17 protein-coding genes are annotated in these 19,981 nt (G+C 72.6%); 10 read left to right on the top strand and 7 right to left on the bottom strand.

Annotated features, from left to right (window positions below; genetic code table 11):
- The first annotated feature begins 77 nt into the window (after nucleotides 1-77).
- Nucleotides 78-1,664, top strand: a complete 1,587-nt coding sequence (locus tag SJY07_RS15515) for a methyl-accepting chemotaxis protein (RefSeq protein WP_380160324.1) — start codon at nucleotides 78-80, stop codon at nucleotides 1,662-1,664.
- 24 nt (nucleotides 1,665-1,688) lie between these two features.
- Here SJY07_RS15515 and SJY07_RS15510 read toward each other — a convergent pair whose 3' ends face one another.
- Nucleotides 1,689-2,444 (bottom strand): glucose 1-dehydrogenase, encoded by a 756-nt coding sequence (locus SJY07_RS15510; protein WP_328293335.1) that lies wholly within the window; start codon nucleotides 2,442-2,444, stop codon nucleotides 1,689-1,691.
- 85 nt (nucleotides 2,445-2,529) lie between these two features.
- On the opposite strand from SJY07_RS15510, the gene SJY07_RS15505 reads away from it, so the two are divergent.
- Nucleotides 2,530-3,384 carry a helix-turn-helix transcriptional regulator gene (locus SJY07_RS15505; protein ID WP_328293336.1) on the top strand — a complete coding sequence of 285 codons (855 nt, stop codon included), beginning with the start codon at nucleotides 2,530-2,532 and terminating at the stop codon, nucleotides 3,382-3,384.
- Here SJY07_RS15505 and SJY07_RS15500 read toward each other — a convergent pair.
- Nucleotides 3,359-4,228: an NAD(P)-dependent oxidoreductase gene (locus SJY07_RS15500; protein WP_328293337.1), complete on the bottom strand. Its 870-nt coding sequence runs from the start codon at nucleotides 4,226-4,228 to the stop codon at nucleotides 3,359-3,361. The two genes, SJY07_RS15505 and SJY07_RS15500, sit on opposite strands and share 26 nt — an antisense overlap.
- Nucleotides 4,229-4,364: 136 nt before the next feature.
- Here SJY07_RS15500 and SJY07_RS15495 point away from each other — a divergent pair, with 136 nt between their 5' ends.
- A complete protein-coding gene (locus SJY07_RS15495) occupies nucleotides 4,365-5,702 on the top strand; it encodes a sensor histidine kinase (protein ID WP_380160321.1) in 1,338 nt (445 codons plus the stop codon).
- Between the two features lie 35 nt (nucleotides 5,703-5,737).
- Nucleotides 5,738-6,430 carry a response regulator transcription factor gene (locus tag SJY07_RS15490; RefSeq protein WP_328293339.1) on the top strand — a complete coding sequence of 231 codons (693 nt, stop codon included), beginning with the start codon at nucleotides 5,738-5,740 and terminating at the stop codon, nucleotides 6,428-6,430.
- A gap of 46 nt (nucleotides 6,431-6,476) precedes the next feature.
- Here the strand turns inward: SJY07_RS15490 and SJY07_RS15485 are convergent, their stop codons facing one another.
- Both SJY07_RS15485 and SJY07_RS15480 read right to left on the bottom strand, forming a co-directional pair.
- On the bottom strand, nucleotides 6,477-7,340 hold the full coding sequence (locus SJY07_RS15485; RefSeq protein WP_380160319.1) for an aldo/keto reductase: 864 nt from the start codon (nucleotides 7,338-7,340) through the stop codon (nucleotides 6,477-6,479).
- A gap of 124 nt (nucleotides 7,341-7,464) precedes the next feature.
- A complete protein-coding gene (locus tag SJY07_RS15480; protein WP_380160317.1) occupies nucleotides 7,465-9,546 on the bottom strand; it encodes a prolyl oligopeptidase family serine peptidase in 2,082 nt (693 codons plus the stop codon).
- A 66-nt stretch (nucleotides 9,547-9,612) separates the two neighbouring features.
- On the opposite strand from SJY07_RS15480, the gene SJY07_RS15475 reads away from it, so the two are divergent.
- Both SJY07_RS15475 and SJY07_RS15470 read left to right on the top strand, forming a co-directional pair.
- Complete coding sequence (locus SJY07_RS15475) at nucleotides 9,613-10,035, top strand: VOC family protein (protein WP_328293342.1); 423 nt, start codon at nucleotides 9,613-9,615, stop codon at nucleotides 10,033-10,035.
- 47 nt (nucleotides 10,036-10,082) lie between these two features.
- Nucleotides 10,083-11,822, top strand: a complete 1,740-nt coding sequence (locus tag SJY07_RS15470; protein WP_380160314.1) for a DNA polymerase — start codon at nucleotides 10,083-10,085, stop codon at nucleotides 11,820-11,822.
- A gap of 33 nt (nucleotides 11,823-11,855) precedes the next feature.
- Here SJY07_RS15470 and SJY07_RS15465 read toward each other — a convergent pair whose 3' ends face one another.
- The 3 genes from SJY07_RS15465 to SJY07_RS15455 form a co-directional block, all read right to left on the bottom strand.
- Complete coding sequence (locus SJY07_RS15465) at nucleotides 11,856-13,241, bottom strand: ATP-dependent 6-phosphofructokinase (protein WP_328293348.1); 1,386 nt, start codon at nucleotides 13,239-13,241, stop codon at nucleotides 11,856-11,858.
- An 82-nt stretch (nucleotides 13,242-13,323) separates the two neighbouring features.
- A complete protein-coding gene (locus tag SJY07_RS15460) occupies nucleotides 13,324-15,339 on the bottom strand; it encodes a cytochrome c oxidase assembly protein (protein ID WP_380160312.1) in 2,016 nt (671 codons plus the stop codon).
- Nucleotides 15,340-15,437: 98 nt separating this feature from the next.
- Complete coding sequence (locus SJY07_RS15455) at nucleotides 15,438-15,848, bottom strand: ATP-binding protein (protein ID WP_380160310.1); 411 nt, start codon at nucleotides 15,846-15,848, stop codon at nucleotides 15,438-15,440.
- Between the two features lie 371 nt (nucleotides 15,849-16,219).
- Here SJY07_RS15455 and SJY07_RS15450 point away from each other — a divergent pair, with 371 nt between their 5' ends.
- The 4 genes from SJY07_RS15450 (at nucleotide 16,220) to SJY07_RS15435 (ending at nucleotide 19,954) form a co-directional block, all read left to right on the top strand.
- Nucleotides 16,220-16,768, top strand: coding sequence for a MarR family winged helix-turn-helix transcriptional regulator (locus SJY07_RS15450; RefSeq protein ID WP_380160308.1), 549 nt, complete (start codon nucleotides 16,220-16,222; stop codon nucleotides 16,766-16,768).
- The gene (locus SJY07_RS15445; protein ID WP_380160306.1) at nucleotides 16,765-18,807 is read left to right on the top strand and encodes an MDR family MFS transporter; all 2,043 of its coding nucleotides are present in this window, start codon (nucleotides 16,765-16,767) and stop codon (nucleotides 18,805-18,807) included. The genes SJY07_RS15450 and SJY07_RS15445 overlap by 4 nt, the downstream gene beginning before the upstream one ends.
- A gap of 148 nt (nucleotides 18,808-18,955) precedes the next feature.
- On the top strand, nucleotides 18,956-19,396 hold the full coding sequence (locus SJY07_RS15440) for a Fur family transcriptional regulator (RefSeq protein WP_328293353.1): 441 nt from the start codon (nucleotides 18,956-18,958) through the stop codon (nucleotides 19,394-19,396).
- 42 nt (nucleotides 19,397-19,438) lie between these two features.
- Entirely contained in the window at nucleotides 19,439-19,954 is a 516-nt protein-coding gene (locus tag SJY07_RS15435; RefSeq protein WP_328293354.1) for a DNA starvation/stationary phase protection protein, read from the top strand.
- The last annotated feature ends 27 nt before the right edge of the window (nucleotides 19,955-19,981 follow it).

Raw genomic sequence — 19,981 nt, 5'->3', positions numbered from 1 at the left:
GGTTCGTCCGGGTGACAGGACCTCGTCACACCAGTTGAACTCTCAAGCAACTAGTGCGGTGCGTCGAACTGATGCACATGCGCAAACGACTGGGTGACCTGAAGATCGCCGGCAAGCTCGCTCTCGGCTTCGGGGCCGTCTGCCTCCTCCTGATCGCGGCGGTCGGCCTGGGCGTGCAGACCCTGCACACCTCGCAGGCCACCATCGCGGCGATGTCGGACGTCGTCGTCCCCGGCGTGCAGTACAGCGGGACCGTGAAGTACGCCTTCGCCCAGACGCGGTTGGACCTGACCTCCACCGCGCTGGCCTCCGACCCGGCCGCGCTGGGCACGGCGCAGTCGGCGCTGGCCTCCGACGACGCCACGCTCGACACGGCGTGGAAGGGCTACCTCGACACCTCGCCCGTCTCCACCCAGGCCGACCGCGACTCCTTCGCCGCGGACCTGGCGGCGTTCCGCGAGGCCCGCAAGGACCTCGTGGCCGCCGCGACCGCCGGAAACCTCGACGCCTTCAAGGCGGCGCGCGACAGCGAGATCCTGCCCCTGGCCACCCGGATCAACACCACGCTGGACCGCATCCAGAAGGCCGAGGTCGACAACGCCAAGGCCACCTCGGCCCTGGGGGCCGCGCGCTACCGCCAGTCGTTCCTGCTCCTCGTCGGGCTCGGTGTGGTGGCGCTGCTGGTGGCCGCGGTCATCGCCGTCGTCGTGGCCCGCTCCATCACCCGCCCGCTGGCGCGGACGGCGGCCGTCGTCCGGGGGCTGGCCGAAGGTCGCCTGGACCAGCGCGTGGCTCACCCCGCCGCCGACGAGATCGGCCAGCTCGCCCACGCCGTCGACACGACCATGGACAAGCTGACCGCGACCCTCACCGAGATCACCGCCACCGCCGACGTCCTGGCCGGCTCCAGCGAGGAACTCTCCGCCGTGGCCACCCAGCTCTCCTCCGGCGCCGAGGAGTCCGCCGTCCAGACCCAGGTCGTCTCCGCGGCCGCCGAGGAGATCAGCGCCAACATCGGGACCGTGGCCGCTGCCGGTGAGCAGATGACCGCGGCCATCGGTGAGATCGCCACCTCCACCGCCGACGCCTCGACCACGGCAGCCTCCGCCGTCGGCGCCGTCGACGGTGCCGTCCAGACCCTGCAGCGCCTCTCGACGTCCAGCCAGGAGATCGGCGACGTCGTCAAGCTCATCACCTCGATCGCCCAGCAGACCAACCTCCTCGCCCTCAACGCCACCATCGAAGCGGCCCGCGCCGGGGAGATGGGCAAGGGCTTCGCCGTCGTCGCCGGTGAGGTCAAGGAGCTGGCCCAGCAGACCGCGCGCGCCACCGAGTCCATCACCGCCCGCGTCGCCACCACCCAGAACGACGTCGACCAGGTGGCCGGTGCCATCGGCCAGATCACCGAGGTCATCGCCCGCATCGACGCCCTGCAGTCCACCATCGCCGCCGCCGTCGAGGAACAGTCCGCCACCACGAACGAGATGGTCCGCAACGTCAGCGAGGTGTCCACCGGCAGTCAGGAGATCGCGCTGAACATCTCCGGTGTCGCAGCCGCTGCCGAGCAGACCACCAGTGGTGCCCGGCAGACCGCCACCACGGCCTCGGAGGTCTCCCGGGCCGCGACCCGCCTGAAGCAGCTCACCGGCGCCTTCACCCTCTGACCTCCCGGTCCTCGGACACCCGGGTCAGGCCCCCTGACCACCCGTCACCGGCAGGACCGCCCCGGAGACGAACGACGCCCGGTCGCTGAGCAGCCAGCACGCCGCCTCGGCCATCTCCTCCGGTCGGGCGATGCGCCCCAACGGGATCGCCGCGGTCCCGGCCTCGATGATGCCGGGGCTCGCGACCTCCCAGTCCCGCACCATGTCCGTCAACGTCAGGCCGGGGGCGATGGCGTTCACCCGGATCCCGTCCGGCCCGTAGGTCACCGCGGCGCTCGCGGTGAGGGAGTTCACGGCCCGCTTCGCCGTTCCGTACGCGGGCAACATCGGGTTCGCGTGCAGCGCCCCGATGCTGGAGGTGTTGACGATGGCGCCGCCACCGCCGGCGCGCATGGCCCGGACCTGGGCGGCGACGGCGAAGAACACCCCCTTGTGGTTCAGCCGCTGGACCCGGTCGAAGTCCTCCTCGGAGAACTCCGCGATGCCCTGCGGGGGGACGTTCATCCCCGCGTTGTTGAAGGCCGCGTCGAGGCGGCCGTGCCGTTCGAGGACGACGTCGACGACCCGCCGCACGTCCGCGACGTCGCCGAGGTCGGCGGTCACGCTCGAGACGGTGGCGCCGTGCTCGCGCAGCTCCTCGACGAGGGCGGTCATGTCGCTGCGGGCGGCGAGGACGAGCGTCGCGCCCTCCCGGGCGAACAGCCGGGCCGCGGCGGCACCGATCCCCCGGCTCGCTCCGTTGATGAGGGTCACTTTGTCCTGCAACATCTTCTCGGTCATGTCCCCACCGTGCGCGGGCCGGACGGGGACAGCCAGGTACACCGCGTACCTGGCTGGGTCGGCGTCCGGGGCGCACCCTGGGGACGTGGACCGCAGAGCACTCGCCGACTTCCTGCGCAGCCGGCGGGAACGGATCGCCCCGCACGACGCCGGTTTCCCGGTGGGCCGTCGCCGGACCCCGGGCCTGCGTCGGGAGGAGGTCGCCGCCCTCGCGCACGTCTCGCCGGAGCACTACACCCGCCTGGAGCAGGCGCGGGGCTCGCGGCCCTCGCGGCAGGTGCTGACGGAACTGGCCCGGGCGCTGCGGTTGTCCGACGCCGAACGCGGACACCTCTTCGACCTCGCCGGGGAACCGCTGGACCGTCCGGACGAGATCTCCACCGACGTCCCCCCGCACGTGCGGGAGCTCCTCGACCGGCTGCCTGGGACCGCCGTGCTGGTGTTCGACGCGCGGTTCGACGTCATCGCCTGGAACCCGCTGGCCGCGGCGCTGCTGGAGGACTTCTCGGCGGTCGCGCCGAAGGAGCGGAACCTGCTGCGCCGCTACTTCCTGGGCCTGGACCCCGCGACCCGGCACTACGGCCTGTCGCACGGTGAGGACTTCGCCCGCTACGCCGTGGCCCGGTTGCGCTCGGCCCTGGCCCGCTACCCCGGTGACCGCCGTCTGCGCATCCTGTTGCGGGAGTTGCGGTCCGGTAGCCCGGAGTTCGTCGAACGGTGGGAACGCGACGACGAGGTCGTCGTCACCCGGCACCTCGCCAAGGCGGTGGACCACCCCGTCGTGGGGCGCCTCGACCTCGACTGCAGCGTCCTCCTGGTCCCCGACCGGGACCAGGAGGTCGTGCTCTTCACCGCGCCGCAGGGCTCCGCGGCCGCGGAGGCCCTGGAGCTGCTCGGGGTGGTGGGGAACCAGTTCAGCGGGGCTCGTGCCGGGCGATGACGGAGAAGTCGTCGTCACCGTGACCGGCGCGCTGGGCCTCGAGCAGGGCCTGGGCCGCCGCCGTCAGCGCGGGCAGCGGCAGCGTCGAGGTGTCCAGCATCAGCCCGGCGTCCTTGAGCAGCAGGTCCGCGGAGAACTGCGTGTTCCCGAACTCCCCGCTGCGCAGGTTGTCCCCCTTCATCCCCGCGATGAGGCCCAGCCCGGTGCCCTTGAGGGTCGTGAGGACCTGCTCCAGTTCCAGCCCACCGGACGTGCCGAGCCGGACGGCCTCGACGAGGCCCTGGAAGGAGACCGCGAGCGCCAGGTTCGCCACGAGCTTGCCGGTCGCGGCGGCCGCCGCCTCGGGCAGCACCTGCAGACGTTCGGGGTCGGCCCACAGCGACACGAAGGGGAGCGCCGCGTCGGCGTCCGGGCCGCCGACGAGGACGCCGAGGGACCGGTTCGCGGCCGGCCCCAGCGATCCGACGACCGGGGAGTGGACGTGCCGGACGCCACGGTCGTGCGCCCAGGCGGCGTGCTCGGCGGCGTCGGCGGGCGAGATCGTGGTGACGTCGATCCACAACGTCCCGGCGGCCGGGTCGAGCCCGTCGAGCACGACCTCGCGCACGGCGGCGGGCCCGAAGAGGGCGGTGACCACGACCTCGGCCCCGGTCACGGCCTCCTGGGCGTCGCGCGCGGCGCTCGCGCCGGCGGCGATGAGTTCCGCGTCCGCTCCGGGCGTGCGGTTCCAGACGTGGACGTCGTGTCCGGCGGTGACGAGGTGGCCGGCGAGGACGCGCCCCATGCGGCCGAGACCGAGGAAGGCGATCCGGCGGGGCTGATCGGTGGGCGGTTGCGTGGGCACGGCCGGATGCTACGGGCGGGCCTCCCCCGCGGCACCCCACGGTTCGCCGCGGTGCGCGGCCGAGCGACGGAGGCGGGAGGCGATCAGGGACGATCGACGGACGTCGGACACCGGGCCACGTCCCTAGGCTGACCCGGTGAGCGCCCTCGTCACTCCCGTCGACCCGTGGGTCACCCGCTGGCGCTTCGCGCCGCGGGTGCGGGACGTGCTGGCCATCCTCGTCTCGTTGTTCTTCGCGTTCGCCTGGTTCCACGCCGTCGTCGTCGGCCCGGAGCGCAGCCAGGCCGGCGGCCCGCCCGCGTTCGTCTCGCACGGGATCCCGTGGGGCTCGGTCACCCCGGTCCAGGTGGGCATGGCCGTCGTCGTCGTGGCGACGTGCCTGGCGCTGTGGTGGCGGCGCAGCCACCCGGTCCTGCTGTGCATCGTGACCTTCGCCGTGGCGTTCCTGTTCGCCTTCGACGGTGCGCTCTTCCTCGCGCTCCTGACCCTGGCGGTCCGGCGCCGGGACCGGTTGCTCGTGCTGGCGGCGGTCGTGGCCGGGGTGGCGGTGACGTCCTCGAGCCTGCGGACCTCCGCCGACGGCTGGACGCTCGCGATCACCTGGTCGCTCATCGGGGTGTCCCTGGGCACGTTCGTCGGGGCGTTCGTGGGCGCCCGTCGTGATCTCGTCCGGTCGCTGCGCGAACGCGCCGAACGGGCCGAGCACGAACAGGTGTTGCGGGCCGAGCAGGCCCGGTTGGCCGAACGCACCCGGATCGCGCGGGAGATGCACGACGTCCTGGCGCACCGGATCTCGCTGGTGGCGCTGCACGCGGGCGGGTTGGAGGTGCGTCCCGACGTCGGGCCGGACCAGGTCGAGTCGACGGCCGCGACGATCCGCGAGACGGCGCGCTCGGCCCTGGAGGACCTGCGCCGGGTCTTGGGTGTCCTGCGGGCTCCCGGGACGTCGTCGGCCGCGACGTCCGCCGCCGAACTCGCCCCGCAACCGACGCTGGTCGACGTCCGCCGGCTCGTCGAGTCGACCCGCGAGGCGGGGGTGGCGGCGGAGTTCCGCACCGACGTCCCCGTGCACGCCGACGTCCCGGCCGAACTCGGGCGCACCGTGTACCGGGTCGTGCAGGAGGGGCTGACGAACGTCCACAAGCACGCGCCGTCGGCGCAGACCGTGGTGACGATCTCCGGTGAGGTCGGCCGCGAGATGCTGGTGTCGGTGGTCAACGCGCGGCCCAGCGGTCAGGCGACGGGCCTGCCCGGGGCCGGTTCCGGTCTCGTCGGGCTCTCGGAGCGGGTGGGGCTGGCGGACGGGACGATCACCTCCGGTCCGGAGCCCGGGGGCGGTTTCGCGGTGCGGGCCCGGTTGCCGTGGGCCGCCGCGGACGGCCGTCCCCGGCGGCAGGGATCCGCGGCCTGGACGCCGCCGGATGCGAGGATCGTCCGAACCCCGGCCGGGACCGGTCGGGCCGAGGAATCGTGAAGGCCGAGAGTGCCGACAGTGATGAGGAGAACCCGGTGAGCGGACCCGACGGGTCGCAGCAGGACGGCAGGCCCACCCGGGTGCTGCTGGTCGACGACGACGCCCTGGTGCGGGCGGGGCTGCGGATGATCCTCTCCAGCGCCACCGACATCGAGGTCGTGGGCGAGGCCGAGAACGGGGCCCAGGCCGTCGAGGGGGTCGCGGCGCACCGCCCGGACGTCGTGCTGATGGACGTGCGGATGCCCGTGATGGACGGGCTGACCGCGGCGAAGGCCATCACCGAACGCCCGCAGGCCCCGAGCGTCGTGATGCTCACGACGTTCGACCTCGACGAGTACGTGTTCCAGGCCCTGCAGGCCGGGGCGACGGGTTTCCTGCTGAAGGACACCCCGCCGCGCGAACTCGTCGCCGCGGTGCGGATCGTCGCCGCCGGCGAGGCGATGCTCTCCCCCACCGTGACCCGCCGCCTCGTCGGGCACTACGCCGCGGACGCCGTGAACCCCCGTCGTCGCGAGGCGACCGAACGGCTGACCCTGCTGACCGAACGCGAACGCGAGGTCCTCGCCTGCGTCGGTCAGGGGATGTCGAACGCCGAGGTCGGCAAGGAACTGTTCATGAGCGAGGCGACCGTGAAGACGCACGTGTCGCGCCTGCTGACGAAGCTCGAGGCCCACAACCGGGTGCAGGTCGCGATCGTCGCCCACGACGCCGGCCTCCTCGACGTCTGACCACCCGTGATCCCGCTGGAGAACCCAGCGGGATCAGGGTCGGGGGTCAGCGGCCGGCGGTGGCGAGGGTCTCGAACTCCTCGTCGGTGAGTTCGACGTCGGCCGCGGCGAGGTTCTCCTCGAGGTGGGCGACGGTCGAGGTCCCGGGGATCGGGACGATGACGGGCGAGCGCCGCAGCAACCAGGCGAGGGCGAGCTGCGAGGTGGACGCCTCGCGGTGCTGCTTCGCGATCTCGTCGAGCGGTCCGCCCGGTCGGGCGAGGGTTCCGGCGTCGACCGGGGCCCACGGGATGAAGGCGATCCCCTGCGCCTCGCAGAACTCGAGCAGGTCCTCGGCACGACGGTCGCCCAGGTTGTAGCGGTTCTGGACCGAGGCGATCGACAACCCGGCGGCCTGCGCGGCCTTCACCTCGTCCACGCCGACCTCGGACAACCCGACCTGCAGCGCGAGGCCCTCGTCGACGAAGGCCTTGATCTCGCCGAACTGCTCCTCCGCCGGCACCTTCGCGTCGATGCGGTGCAACTGCCACAGGTCGATCCGCTCGACACCGAGGCGGCGCAGTGACATGAGGAGGCACTGGCGCAGGTACTCGGGGCGACCCAGCGGCGGCCAGACGTCGGGGCCGGAACGGGTCAGACCGCCCTTGGTGGCGATGACGACGTCGCCGTACCCCGAACCGTCGTGGAGGGCCTCCTTGATGAGGTCCTCTGAGTAGTAGGGGCCGTAGGAGTCGGCGGTGTCGATGAAGGTGACGCCGAGTTCGACGGCCCGGCGCAGGACACGGACGGCTTCGTCGTGGTCCTTCGGCGGACCCCAGACACCGGGGCCGGTGATACGCATGGCGCCGTAGCCGAGTCGGTGGACGGTCTTGCCGCCGAGGTCGATGGTTCCACTGGCGGAGACGGGCACTGGTCCTCCTGCGGGGAGTTCACGAGAGCTGGCCCCGGAACGGTAGGTCGCGCGCCCCGGCCCCGCATCCGGGACACCCGGCACGATCGCGGGTGGTGGAGGACGGGGCCAGGACGGCGTCGAGTCACCGCAGCAGCTCCGGCGTCCGGAACGGCACCCCGTGCACGTGGGTCGCGAGGAACGCGAACACCGTCTCGTACCAGAGCGCCGTGTGGCCCGGGGTGAGCACCCAGTGGTTCTCGTCGGGGAAGTAGAGGAACCGGTGCGGCAGGTCGGCCGGGTCGCCGCTCCACTGCTGGTTCAGCGTCCACCACAACCGCAGCCCCTCGCCGATGGGGACGCGGTAGTCCTTGTCGCCGTGGATGACGAGCATCGGCGTCACGATCTTCGCGGCGTGCGCGGCGGGGTCGTTGGCCGCCTGCATCTGCTGCGTCATCTCCCGCGACCAGTACCAGGCCGCGTCCGTGGTCGGGCCGAACTGGTCGAGCGCGAACAGGCTGGCGTGGGTGACGATCGCGCGGAACCGGTCGGTGTGACCGGCGATCCAGTTCGCCATGTAGCCGCCGAAGGACCCGCCCATCGCGGCCGTCCGGGCGGCGTCGAGGTCGGGACGCTCCAGCGCCGCGTCCGTCACCGCCATCAGGTCGGTGTAGGGCTGATCGCCCCAGCCGCCCCACCCGCGGGCCAGGAACTCCGCGCCGTAGCCCGTCGACAACCCGGGGTCGGGCAGCAGGACCGCGTAGCCGCGGGCGACGGCCAACCACGGGTTCCACCGCCACGACCACGCGTTCCACGACCCGAGCGGACCGCCGTGGATCCACAGCAGCAGCGGTGCCGGTGCGGCGTCGCCCGCCCCGGCCGGGAGCGCGAGCCACGCCCGCAGCGGGCTGCCGTCGAGCGCGGTCGCGGTGACCTCGGTGAGCGATCCGGGCAGGTCCGGCGCCGTGGTCGGCCCGCGGAGGACGACCGGTTCCTGACCGGCCACCCGCGCGTCGAGGCGCACGACCGCGGGCGGGGCGTCGACGGCGGAGCGCACCGCGAAGACGTGCGCGCCGTCGGGGGAGACCTGCAACGACCCGTAGGCGCCCGCGTCACCGCTCAGCCGGGTCCGGGACCCGTCGGCGAGCGCCACCCGGAACACCGGTGCGGCGCCGTGGTCGTCGACGGCGAGGAAGAGTTCGTCGGAACCCGGCCCCCACTGCGGCGCGGCACCCCACACGTCCCAGTCGACGACGACGTCGCGGGCCGGGGCCGAACCGTCGACGGGCACGACGACCAGCCGCAGGCGGGGCGGCAGCGTCGGCGTGGAGACCGACTCCGCGACCGCGGCGACCCAGCGACCGTCCGGGGACACCGACAGCGCTCCGAACTCCCGTTCGGGGTCCTCGGCGACGACGCGGACGGAACCGTCGTCGGTGGTGATCGCCACGACGCGGGCGTACTGCGCCCCGTGCCCGCTGAACACCGTCTCGGTGGTGAGGAGTTCCCGGCCGTCGGGGGTCAGCGCGGCCGAAGCCTCGTCGTAGCGGCGTCCCGGCGTCGGTGTGAGGTCCCGCCAACGACACGCATCCCGTTCTCCCGCAGCAGACTCAGACGGGACGTCGGCCGTGAGGTAGCGCGGTTCGTCCGGTCCGAGGTCGCTGTCCCAGTACCGCACGGGGTAGCCCGCGTGCAGGATGGCGTTGACGCCGGCGTCCTTGCGGGCCGTGCGCCGGGCGGCGTCCGACGTCGGACCCTCGGTCGCGTCGTCGGACCCCGGCAGCGTCGACGACGTGACCACCACGCGGTCCCCCCGGCGGGCGGTGAGCGGGGTCGCGACGCCTCCCGGTCGCGACCCGACGGCTCGTGCCTCCCCGCTGACCGGCAGGGCCCACAACGCCGCCGGGGCGTCGTCCTTCGACTCGGCGTCCGGGTCCGGACGTGCGGAGGTGAACAGCAACGTGCCGTCGGCGACGAACGCCGGTGCCCCCTCCGCGGCGGAACCCCGGGTCAACCGGTGGGCCGGTCGTCCTCCCGTGGGATCGACCTCCCAGAGCGCCCCGCGCCACCGGGTGCGTTCGCGGTCGAGCGTGGCGACCGTCGTCACCAGCCGCGAGCCGTCCGGCGACAGGGCCAGCCCGCTGAGGCGGGGCAGGGCGAGGAAGGAGTCGAGGTCGGCGAAGGGTCCGGTGGCAGGTCCGGTGACGGGATCGGTGGCACGGGGCACGACGACAGTCCTACTCCCCCGCCGGTCCGAACTGCCGGGCGGCTCCGACGGTGCGACAGTACGCGCGTGACCATCACCACCACCGGCATCAGCCACCTCCGCCTCACCGTCCGCGACCTCGCCGCGTCGCGGCACTTCTACGACACCCTCTTCGGCTGGGACGTCGCGGTGGAGATGCCCGCGGACGCCGACGAGGCGACCCGCGAACAGCTCTGGTTCCTCTTCGGCGGGATCATCTACGACTCCCCGAGCGGGCTCTTCGGGTTGCGTCCCGTCGCACCCGGGAGCGACGGGTTCTCCCCGGACCGGGTCGGACTGGACCACCTGTCACTGTCGGTGGCCTCCCGCGCCGACCTCGACGCGGCGGTCGAGGTGCTCGACTCCCTCGGCGCGCCGCACGGTGCGGTGAAGGACATCGGGTCGATGTTCCTCCTGGAGTTCCGCGACCCCGACGGGATCGCGCTGGAGCTGGCGGCGCCGAAGGCCTGACCCCCGCCCCCTCCGGCGGTGTCGGAGGTGACGGACAGACTGTCCGGGTGGACGTGACGGCTGACCTTCGCGCTCTGGGCCGGGTGCCGGAGCTGGGACTCGTCGTCGTGCCCGGCGGTCTCGGGCTGGCCGCGGGTGGCCACCGCTGGGCCGTGGCCACCACCGAACCCGCCGACCTGCTACGCGCGCTGGAGGCGGAGTTCGCGCCCCGCTGGACGTGGTGGTCGGCGTCCACCGCGCTCGGCCGCGTCGCTCCGGTGCACCTGGCCCGGTGTCACGACCTCGCCGCGGTGCACCGGCTGGCGTTCGGCGGCGCGCGCGAGGACGCCGGCGCCGTCTGGGCGGGCGCGCACGACCGTCCCGCTCCCCCACCACCCTCGCGGCGGCCCCTCGCCGCCCACGGCACCGGCCTCCTCGACCTCGACGGGGCGGGGGCCGACGACGAGCCCGTCCGCGAGGACGGCCAGGTGTCACCCACCTGGGCCGAGGGGTCGGCCTTCGACGTCGACCTGCCGCTGCGGCTGGAGCGGGCCGCGCGCTGGGCCGAACTGGCGCTGGCCGTCGCGGTAGCGCAGTCCCGGGTCCTCGCCACCCTGCCCGACGGGCGGGTCACCCCCGGCGGGCCACCCCTGGCGGTCCAGACCGCGTTCGCGGAGTCGGCGGCGGCCGTGCTCGCCGTGGAACTGTCACGGACCGGATTGCCGGTGGACCGGAGCACCGCCGAGGCGATCGTCAGCGACGCCGTGGGCCCGCGCCCCTCCTCCCCCGGTGACGAGCTGCGGTTGCGCGCCCTGCGCGACGCACCGGTCCGCGAACACCTCGGGGAGATCGACCTGCGCAACCCCGCCCAGGTGCTGTCGGGGCTGCGCGGTCTGGGGTTCGACGTCACCGACACCCGGGCCTGGCGCCTGGAACGGCTGCGCGACGCGCACCCGGGGATCGCGGCTCTCCTGCTGTGGCGCAAGGGGGAGCGGCTGGCGACGACGTACGGCTACCGCTGGCTGGACGAGCACGTCGGTGCGGACGGCCGGTTGCGGGGCGAGTGGTCCTCGGCCGACGCGGCGGCCGGGCGGATGACGGCACAGGCCGGTCTGCACAACCTGCCGGCGGAACTCCGCCCCGCCGTCGCGGCCGAGCGGGGACACGTCCTCGTCCGAGCGGACCTCGGGCAGGTGGAACCTCGGGTCCTCGCGGCCGTCTCGCACGACCCGGGCTTCGTCGCCGCGACGCAGGCCGACGACCTCTACGCCCCCGTCGCCGCCGCGCTCGCCGTGGACCGCCCCACGGCCAAGGTCGCCGTGCTGGCTGCGATGTACGGGCAGACCTCCGGCGCCGCGGGCGAGGCCCTGAAGCGGATGGACCGCGCGTACCCGAGCGCGCTGGGCTACCTGCGCGCGGCGGAGGAGGCCGGTCGTCAGGGGCAGGACGTCCGGACCTACGGCGGGCGGCGGGTGCGGATGTACGAGATCGCCGACGGCGGCGACGCGGGGGCCGCGATCGCCGCCCGGGGGCGGTTCGCCCGCAACGCCGTCGTCCAGGGTGCCGCCGCGGAACTGTTCAAGGCGTGGGCGGCGACGGTCCGGGCCGGGTTGACCGGCACCGGGGGACGGATCGTGCTGTGCCTGCACGACGAACTGCTGCTGCACGTCCCGGAGGCCGAGGCGCGGCAGGCCGCAGAACTCCTGACCGCCGCCCTGGACCAGACCGCCGCCCGCTGGTCGGCGGGCAGCGGGGTGCGCTTCGTCGCCGACGTCTCGATCGTCGGGCGGTGGTCGGAGGCGAAGTAGGACACCCCGACCCCGCCGGGGACCGGGGTGCGGTCACTGGCCGCCGAAGGCGCTGACGTGCTCGGCGGCGAACTCGCCGAAGGACCACGGCTGACCCGTCGCCTCCAGCACCGACCACCACAGGTCGCCGTGCGGGTCGACCTGGTTGCGGGCCGAGACGGCGAGGGCGATCGGGATGTGCACGAAACGCCGGCGCCACCGGCCGACCACCATGTTCGTCCGCCCGGCCATCGCGGCGTGGACCGCGGCGTGGGCGAGCCGGATGCAGTAGACGCTGTCGTAGGGGTTCGCCGGCACGCTGCGGATGACGTAGCTCGGGTCGATGTAGCGCATGTTGAGCTCGAGGTCGTGCTTGGCGAAGTCGTCGGTGATGGCCTGGCGCAGCAGCCGGCCGACGTCCTGGAGCTTCTTGTTCCCGGACGCGTCCTTGAGTCCGTCGTCGTCGAAGAGTTCCTGCCCGGCACCTTCCGCAGCGACGACGAGGGCGTGGCCCTGGGTCGCGACCTTCTCGCGGAGCTTCTCGAGGAACCCGCCGGGGCCCTCGAGGCTGAACGGCACCTCGGGGATCAGCACGAAGTCGGCGTCGTTCTGGGCGAGCGCGGCGTAGCAGGCGATGAAGCCCGAGTGGCGCCCCATGAGCTTGACGATGCTGACGCCGTTGGGCGCCGTCCGCGCCTCGACCTTCGCCGAGCGGATCGACCGGGTGGCCTCGCTGAAGGCCGACTGGAAGCCGAAGCTCTGGTCGATGAAGGGGATGTCGTTGTCGATCGTCTTCGGGATGCCGACGATCGCGATCTTGAGGTCGCGTTCCTTGATCTCGGCGGAGATCTTCTGCGCGCCGCGCATGGTGCCGTCGCCGCCGATGACGAAGAGGATCGAGATGCCCATGCGCTCGAGGCAGTCCACGACCTCGACGGCGTCCTGCTGGCCGCGGGAGGTCCCGAGGATCGTGCCGCCCTCACCGTCGATGTTGCCCACCGACTCGGGCGTCAGGTCGACGACGTCGTGGCCGTAGCGCGGGATGAAGCCCTGGTAGCCGTTCTTGAACCCGTGGATCCGGCGGACGCCGTAGTGCGTGGTGAGCTCGGAGACCAGGCCGCGGATGACGTTGTTGATGCCGGGGCACAGCCCGCCGCAGGTGACGATCCCGACGCGGGTCTTGGAGGGGTCGAAGAAGATCTTCTTCCGCGGCCCGGTGGGTTCGAGGCTGGGCAGGTCCTCGAGGTCCCCGTCGCGACGGGACACCTTGGAGAGGGTGTCGTCGAAGAGGACGCGGTCGGTCTCCTCGATGTAGTGGTGCGTCGTACGCCGGGCCTGGAGGCGGGGGGCGAGCGGGGAGTCGACGGTGCGCGGTCCGAGCGCCTCGACGGTGAAGTCGATCGGCTCACGACGCGCGGGACTGTCGATGGGCTCAGCCATGGCTGCGCTGGTCCTTTCCTGGCGACGACGTCGAGGTTCCATCATCGGGCACCCGTCGTGACTCCCGTCACGGCGGGGTCCCTCAGGAGTGGGGTTCCTTGCGGTCGGCGAGGCGCTGCAGCATCGCGTTGTAGTCGTTGAGCTCGGCGTCGCCGTCGCGGGCGGCCTTGCGGTCGCTGCGGCGGTTCTCGCGGGTGTCCGAGCGGGACCAGCCGATGGCCACCCCGAGCACCAGCAGCAGGGTCGGGAACTCGCCGATGCCCCAGGCGATGTCGCCGCCCTCCTGCTGCTTGGCGAGCAGGTTCGCGGTCGGGGTGATGGCGGCGAACCAGTCCGGTGCGAGCAGCGTCGTGCCCACCATCAGCGAGACGCCGAAGAAGGCGTGGAAGGCCATGGTCGCCAGCAGCAGGATGAGCCGCAGTGGGTAGGCGGGCCGCTGCGGGCCGGGGTCCACGCCGATGAGCACGGAGGCGAAGAGGTACCCCGTGCTCAGGAAGTGGACCATCATCAGCTCGTGCCCGACGTGGGTGCGCAGCGCGAGCTCGAAGAGCGGCGAGAAGTAGAAGACGATGATCGATCCGGCGAAGAGCACGGCCGCCACCAGCGGGTGCCCCAGGATCGCGAAGTAGCGCGAGTGGACGACCACGAGCAGCCACTCGCGTGCGCCGCGGGAGTGGTCGCGGCGGGCGGGCAGCACCCGCATCGCGAGCGTGACGGGGGCTCCGAGGACGAGCATCGGCGGTATCGCCATCGTCAGCAGCATGTGCTGCATCATGTGCGTGCTGAAGCTGATCCGGCCGTAGGCGGCCGGACCCCCACTGGTCACGAAGAGCAGCGCGAGGCAGCCGACGACCCACCAGATCGTCCGGCCCACGGGCCAGCCGTCGCCGCGCCGATGCAGCCGCCGGACCCCGACGAGGTAGCCGACCAGCAGCAGACCGCCGATGGTCAGCCACAGCAGGTCGGGGCTGGTCCGGGTGAACCAGCGCACGATGGTGAAGGCCGGCGGGACGGGCTCACCCAGCAGCGTCGCGGCGGCCGAGGAGCTGGGGTCGCTGTCCGGGACGGGGGTGGGGCTGCGGCTCAGCGCGACGCCGAGGCCCGTCGCGGCGCCCATCAGGACGAGTTCGCCGGCGGCGATGCGGAGGAAGGCCCGGGGCCGCTCGGCGAGCAGCGGGATCGTGCGGCGGCGGTGCGAGACCCCGAACGCGCCGAGCCCGACGAGGGCGACGACCTTGCCGACGACGAGCGCGCCGTAGGCCGAGTCCAGTCCGGACCAGCCGCCGAGGCGGACGGAGGCGTTGAGGACCCCGGACAGGGCGACGGCCGCGAAGCACCACAGGGCGACGGTGGAGTACCGGGTGGCGAGGGTGGTCAGGTCGACGGCACGGCGCCCCTTGGCGGGCCCGGCGGAACGACCGGTCAGGGGGGCGACGAGGAGCACGGCCCCCAGTCCCCCCACCCAGAGGGTCACGCCGATGAGGTGCATGGCCAGTGAGCTGACGGCGGTCTCGTGCGAGGACGACCCCGACGCGTGCCCGGACAGGGAGAGCGGGAGGAGGGCGATCACGCTCACCGCCGTCCCCCAGGCGGCACCGGTGGGCCCGGTCGCGGCGGCTCCGATCGTCGCGGCGACGGCGGCGAGGACGGTCGTGACCAGCAGGGCGCGTCCGAGGTCGATCGACTGGGCGAACTGCGCGAACTGCGCGCCGAAGTCCGATCCTCCGGGGGCCGCGCCGATGATGTCCATGGCCGTGAGGACCAGGACGAGGAGCGCGGCCACGGCCCACACCCCGGCGGCGACCCCGCCGATCCGCACGGCGCGGGTGAAGGCGTCGCTGGGTTGCGGGAGCAGGAACGTCGCCACCGCGAACCCGCCGACGGCGAGCGCCGCGGACAGGTCGTGGACGGTGCGCGCGATCGGCAGCCCGTAGCGGACGAGGGCTCCCGGGTCACCGAGAGCGGGGACGGCGAGTCCGCCGCCGAGGGCGAGAGCGGTGAGCAGGACCGCGAGCGCGGCGAGGAGGACGGCTGCCGAGGTCAGCAGGGCGCCGGTGATCGGGGTTGCGCTGCGGGCCGGGCGGGTAGGTGCGGCCACGTGGCCAGGGTAGGTCGTCACCCTGGGGATCGCCCGCCCCGTCCGGGGCGTCCTCGGTCACACCGGCCGACAGGTGGACCGCCAGGGGACCCGGAGGGTCAGGCGCTGGCGCGGACGGGGGCGACGGCGGTCGCGACGTCGAACCAGACGGTCTTGCCGTAGATCTCGACGTCGACGCCGTGGGCGTCGGCGAGCGCTTCGACCAGGGCCATGCCGCGGCCGTTGAGGGCTTCGGGGTCGACGTCGCGGCGCTGCGGGAGGCGGGTGTTCTCGTCGCCGACGCCGACGCGGACGTGCGATCCGGCGTGCCCGACGCGCAGGACGACCTCGCTGCGGCCGTGCAGGACGGCGTTGGTGACGAGTTCCGCGGTCAGCAGCAGCAGGGTGTCGACGACGTCCCCGAAGATCCCCTCGGCGATGCACCAGTCGGCGACGAAGTGCCGGGCCGCGCGCGAGGACATCGGGACGGGTGCCAGCGTCGTCTCGTGCGACCAGTCCGTAAACGACACTCCGTGACTCTCCCGGTACGTAGGGTTACCAAGCACCGTAGCGCAGCGTCGCTCGAACGGCGTAGTCCGTCGCGTCGGCGCATGCAGGAGCCCGTGCGAGGACCCGGACCGGGCCTGTTGATCCATCACCACGCTGTACCCCCCGATACGTGCTTGCGGCTGGTAACTTGTTTGTAGTTGCATGTAGCAGTCAAGGATCCGACCACCGCGTCCGATGACCTCACAGACACCGTCTGGGCGGTCATCTCCCGGGTGGTACTTCGTCCCGCCCGCACTCACCGTTACACCCAGTGAGCGGCGGGACGCACCGGCAACGTCAGCCCACCTCCCTGGAGCCCACGCATGACCTCTCCCACCCGGAGCGCACGGCGGTGACCACGACCACCGAGCCTCCCCGCACCGCGGCGCAGCCGACCCCTGCGACGCCGGTGCCCACGCACGAGCAGCAGCTCGCCGCGCTCTCCGGCGAGGTCAGCCGCCAGGTGCGTGCCCTGCACTCCCTCAAGGCCCGGATGGCGCGCGGGCAGTCGGAGGTGGAACGTGCGATGCACGTCGTCCTCTTCGTGCTCGCCGACGCCGGACCCCTGCGGGTCAGCGCCCTCGCCGAACGCCTCGGCACGGACCCGTCCACGACGAGCCGCCAGACCGGCGAGCTGGTCAAGCGCGACCTGCTCCGCAAGCTCCCCGACCCCGACGACCGTCGCGCCAGCCTGCTCGCGGTCACCGACGCCGGCCACGACGTCGTCGCCACCATGCAGCAGCGCCGCCACGAACAGCTCGCGGCGGCCGTCGACGGTTTCGACGCCCACGAGCTCACGGTGTTCACCAGCCTGCTCGCCCGGTTCGTGGACGGCCTCGAAGGGGCCCACCCCGAATGCCTCCGCCCCACCTCCACCCCCGCCGCCCAGGAGAACGCATGAGCAACACGACCGCCGGTTCGTCACCGGCGCACTCCCCCTCGGCTCCGGAGATGCCCGTGCTCACGCACCGGCAGATCCTGGCGATCCTCTACGGGCTGCTGCTGGGCATGTTCCTCGGTGCGCTCGACCAGACGATCGTCTCGACCGCGATCCGCACCATCGCCGACGACCTCGACGGGTTCTCGCTGCAGGCCTGGGCCACGACGGCGTTCCTCATCACGTCGACGATCTCCACGCCGCTCTACGGCAAGTTGTCGGACATGTACGGACGGCGGCCGTTCTTCATCGCCGCCATCGTCATCTTCGTCGTGGGTTCCGCGCTCTGCGGCATCTCGACCTCGATGTACGAGCTCGCCGGGTTCCGCGCCCTGCAGGGTCTCGGCGCCGGCGGTCTGATGTCGCTCGCGCTGACGATCATCGCCGACATCGTCCCGGCCCGTGAGCGTGCGCGCTACCAGGCCTACTTCATGATGGTCTTCGGCACCTCGAGCGTGCTGGGCCCCATCGCCGGCGGTTTCCTCTCCGGCCAGTCGTCGATCCTCGGCCTCACCGGATGGCGCTGGATCTTCTGGATCAACGTGCCCCTGGGCGCCCTGGCCCTGTTCGTGGTCCTCAAGAACCTCAAGCTGCCCAAGCGTTCCACCAAGCACCGCATCGACTGGCCGGGTGCGCTCACCCTCGTCATGTGCCTCGTGCCGCTGCTGCTCGTGGCCGAACAGGGCCGCACCTGGGGCTGGTTCAGCGCCGGGTCGATCATCTGCTACGCCGTCGGCCTCGTCGGCCTCATCGGGTTCATCCTCGCCGAACGCGCCTACGGCGAGGAGGCACTGCTCCCGCTGCGCATGTTCCGCGGTCGCACGTTCTTCGTCGGCAGCCTCAGCAGCCTGATCCTCGGCATGGGCATGTTCGGTGGTTTCGCCGTCCTGCCGCAGTACCTGCAGGTCGTCAAGGGTTCCACCCCGACGGAGGGCGGTCTGCAGATGCTGCCGATCGTCCTGGGCATCATGTCGGCCAGCATGATCTCCGGGAAGGTCATCGCCCGGACCGGGAAGTACAAGTTCCTGCCGGTGATCGGCACGGGCCTCATGGTCATCGCGCTGTTCGGGTTCTCCCGCGTCAACGCGGACACCCCGATCTGGCAGACCATGATCTGCATGCTCCTCATGGGCTGGGGCCTCGGCGGCAACATGCAGCCGATCATCCTGGCCGTGCAGAACGCCGCCGCCCGCACCGAGATCGGTGTCGCCACGAGTTCCGTGACGTTCTTCCGCCAGATGGGCGGGACCCTCGGCACCGCGGTGTTCCTGTCGATCCTGTTCTCCTCGCTCGGCGGCCACATCGCCGACGAGTACGCCAAGGCCGGCCCGACGCCGGCCTTCCAGGCCGGGCTCGCGCAGGCGAACCTCGACCAGCCCGGGCTGCAGGCGACGCTGGCCAAGGCGACGGACAACACGTCGATCCTCTCGACGCTGCCCGACGCGGTGACCCACCCGTTCAAGGTCGGTTTCACCGACTCGACGAGCCTCATCTACCTCGTCGCGGCGTGCGTCATGCTGCTCGGCTTCATCACCGTCCTGTTCCTGCCGGCGCTCCCGCTGCGGGGCGCACCCGGTGCGGCTCCGGCCGGTCCCGGCCCGGAGGGTGCCGCCGCGGCCCCCGTCGAGGCCGCCGGCGCCCCCACCGAGGCGATGGCCCTCACCGCGCAGGGGAAGGCGCCGTCCACTGGCGGCTCTCCCTCCTCCGCCGGTACGGTCGCTGCCGTGGACGGGATGGCACCGGGAGAACTGGCCGAACGCATCCGCAGCGGTGTGCAGCAGGCGAAGGCCGCGCAGCTCGCCATGGCGGAACTCGCCCTCGAGGCGGGACGCCGCGAGGCCGCGTTCGACACCGCCGTGGAGAACCTCCGCGAACTCGGACTCGACGAGTCCTCGATCGAGGCCGCCCTCGGCGAGGAGGCCTCGGCTCCGCGAGGTCGCCACGCGGGTGCTCCCGAGGAGGCCGCCGAACCGGCGCGCGAACACTTGGGCGCGCAGAACTGACGCGCTGACCTGACGCAGGACGGCCCCGGAACGCACCCGCGTTCCGGGGCCGTCCTGCGTCCCCGTCGTCACGGAAGACAGCCTTCCCTTGCCATGCGTAGGCTCACCTTATTTTGACAAAAGCAAAAGAAGAGATATGTTCGTCGTCATGAGCCCGCTGGACGACACCGCGACCGAGGAGCTGCTGCGCACCGCAGGACTGCGCAGCACCGCACCCCGCCGCACCGTCCTGCAGGTCCTGGAGGACCACCCGCACCAGACCGCCGCGGGTGTGGCGGAACTGCTCGGGGAGGCGGGAGCCGGCATGTCCCGCCAGAGCCTCCACAACGTGCTGGAGGACCTGACCCGCACGGGCGTCCTCCGCAGCATCCAGCCCGTCGGGTCCGCCCCGCGCTACGAGACGGAGGTGGACGACAACCACCACCACATCGTCTGCCGCGAGTGCGGTGCCGTCTCCGACGTCGCCTGCGCGACCGGGCGGGCCGCCTGCCTGACCCCGGCGTCGACCCCGGACTTCGCGGTGGTCGAGCACGCCGACATCACCTGGTCGGGGTTGTGCGTGAACTGCGCCCCCACCGCGACACGCTGACCCGCCCAACCCGCTGACCCCACCGAAACCCAGGAGGACACCGTGACCACCGTCGACGACGTCAAGACCGCCGGCCTCACCCAGGAGAAGGTCGCGGGCTTCAACGCCAGCTCGCGTCTGAACAGCGGTCTGCAGGAGGTCCTCGTCGACCTCACCGCACTGCACCTGCAGGGCAAGCAGGCCCACTGGAACATCGTCGGCGCGAACTTCCGCGACCTGCACCTGCAGCTCGACGAGCTGATCGACGCCGCCCGCACCTACGCGGACGACGCGGCCGAGCGCATGCGCGCCGTCGGCGGCATCCCCGACGCCCGCCCGGGCACCGTCGCGAGCACCACCAGCATCGGCGACTTCGGCGCCGACGAGATCTCCACCTCCGCCGCCGTCGAGGCGATCGTCGCGATGACGCGACGCACCATCGACACCATCCGCCGCGTCCACGACCCGATCGACGCCGAGGACCCCTCGACCGCCGACCTGCTGCACGGTTTCATCCTCGGCCTGGAGAAGCAGGCCTGGCTGATCGGTTCGGAGAACCGCGCGCCGCGTCGCCGCTGACCTCCCTCCACGCCGCAGCCCTGACAG

The sequence above is a fragment of the Kineococcus sp. R86509 genome, from assembly GCF_042466365.1.
GTDB lineage: Bacteria > Actinomycetota > Actinomycetes > Actinomycetales > Kineococcaceae > Kineococcus.
The sequence above is the reverse complement of the archived record's forward strand: the minus strand, read 5'-3'. Positions and strand labels throughout refer to the sequence as shown.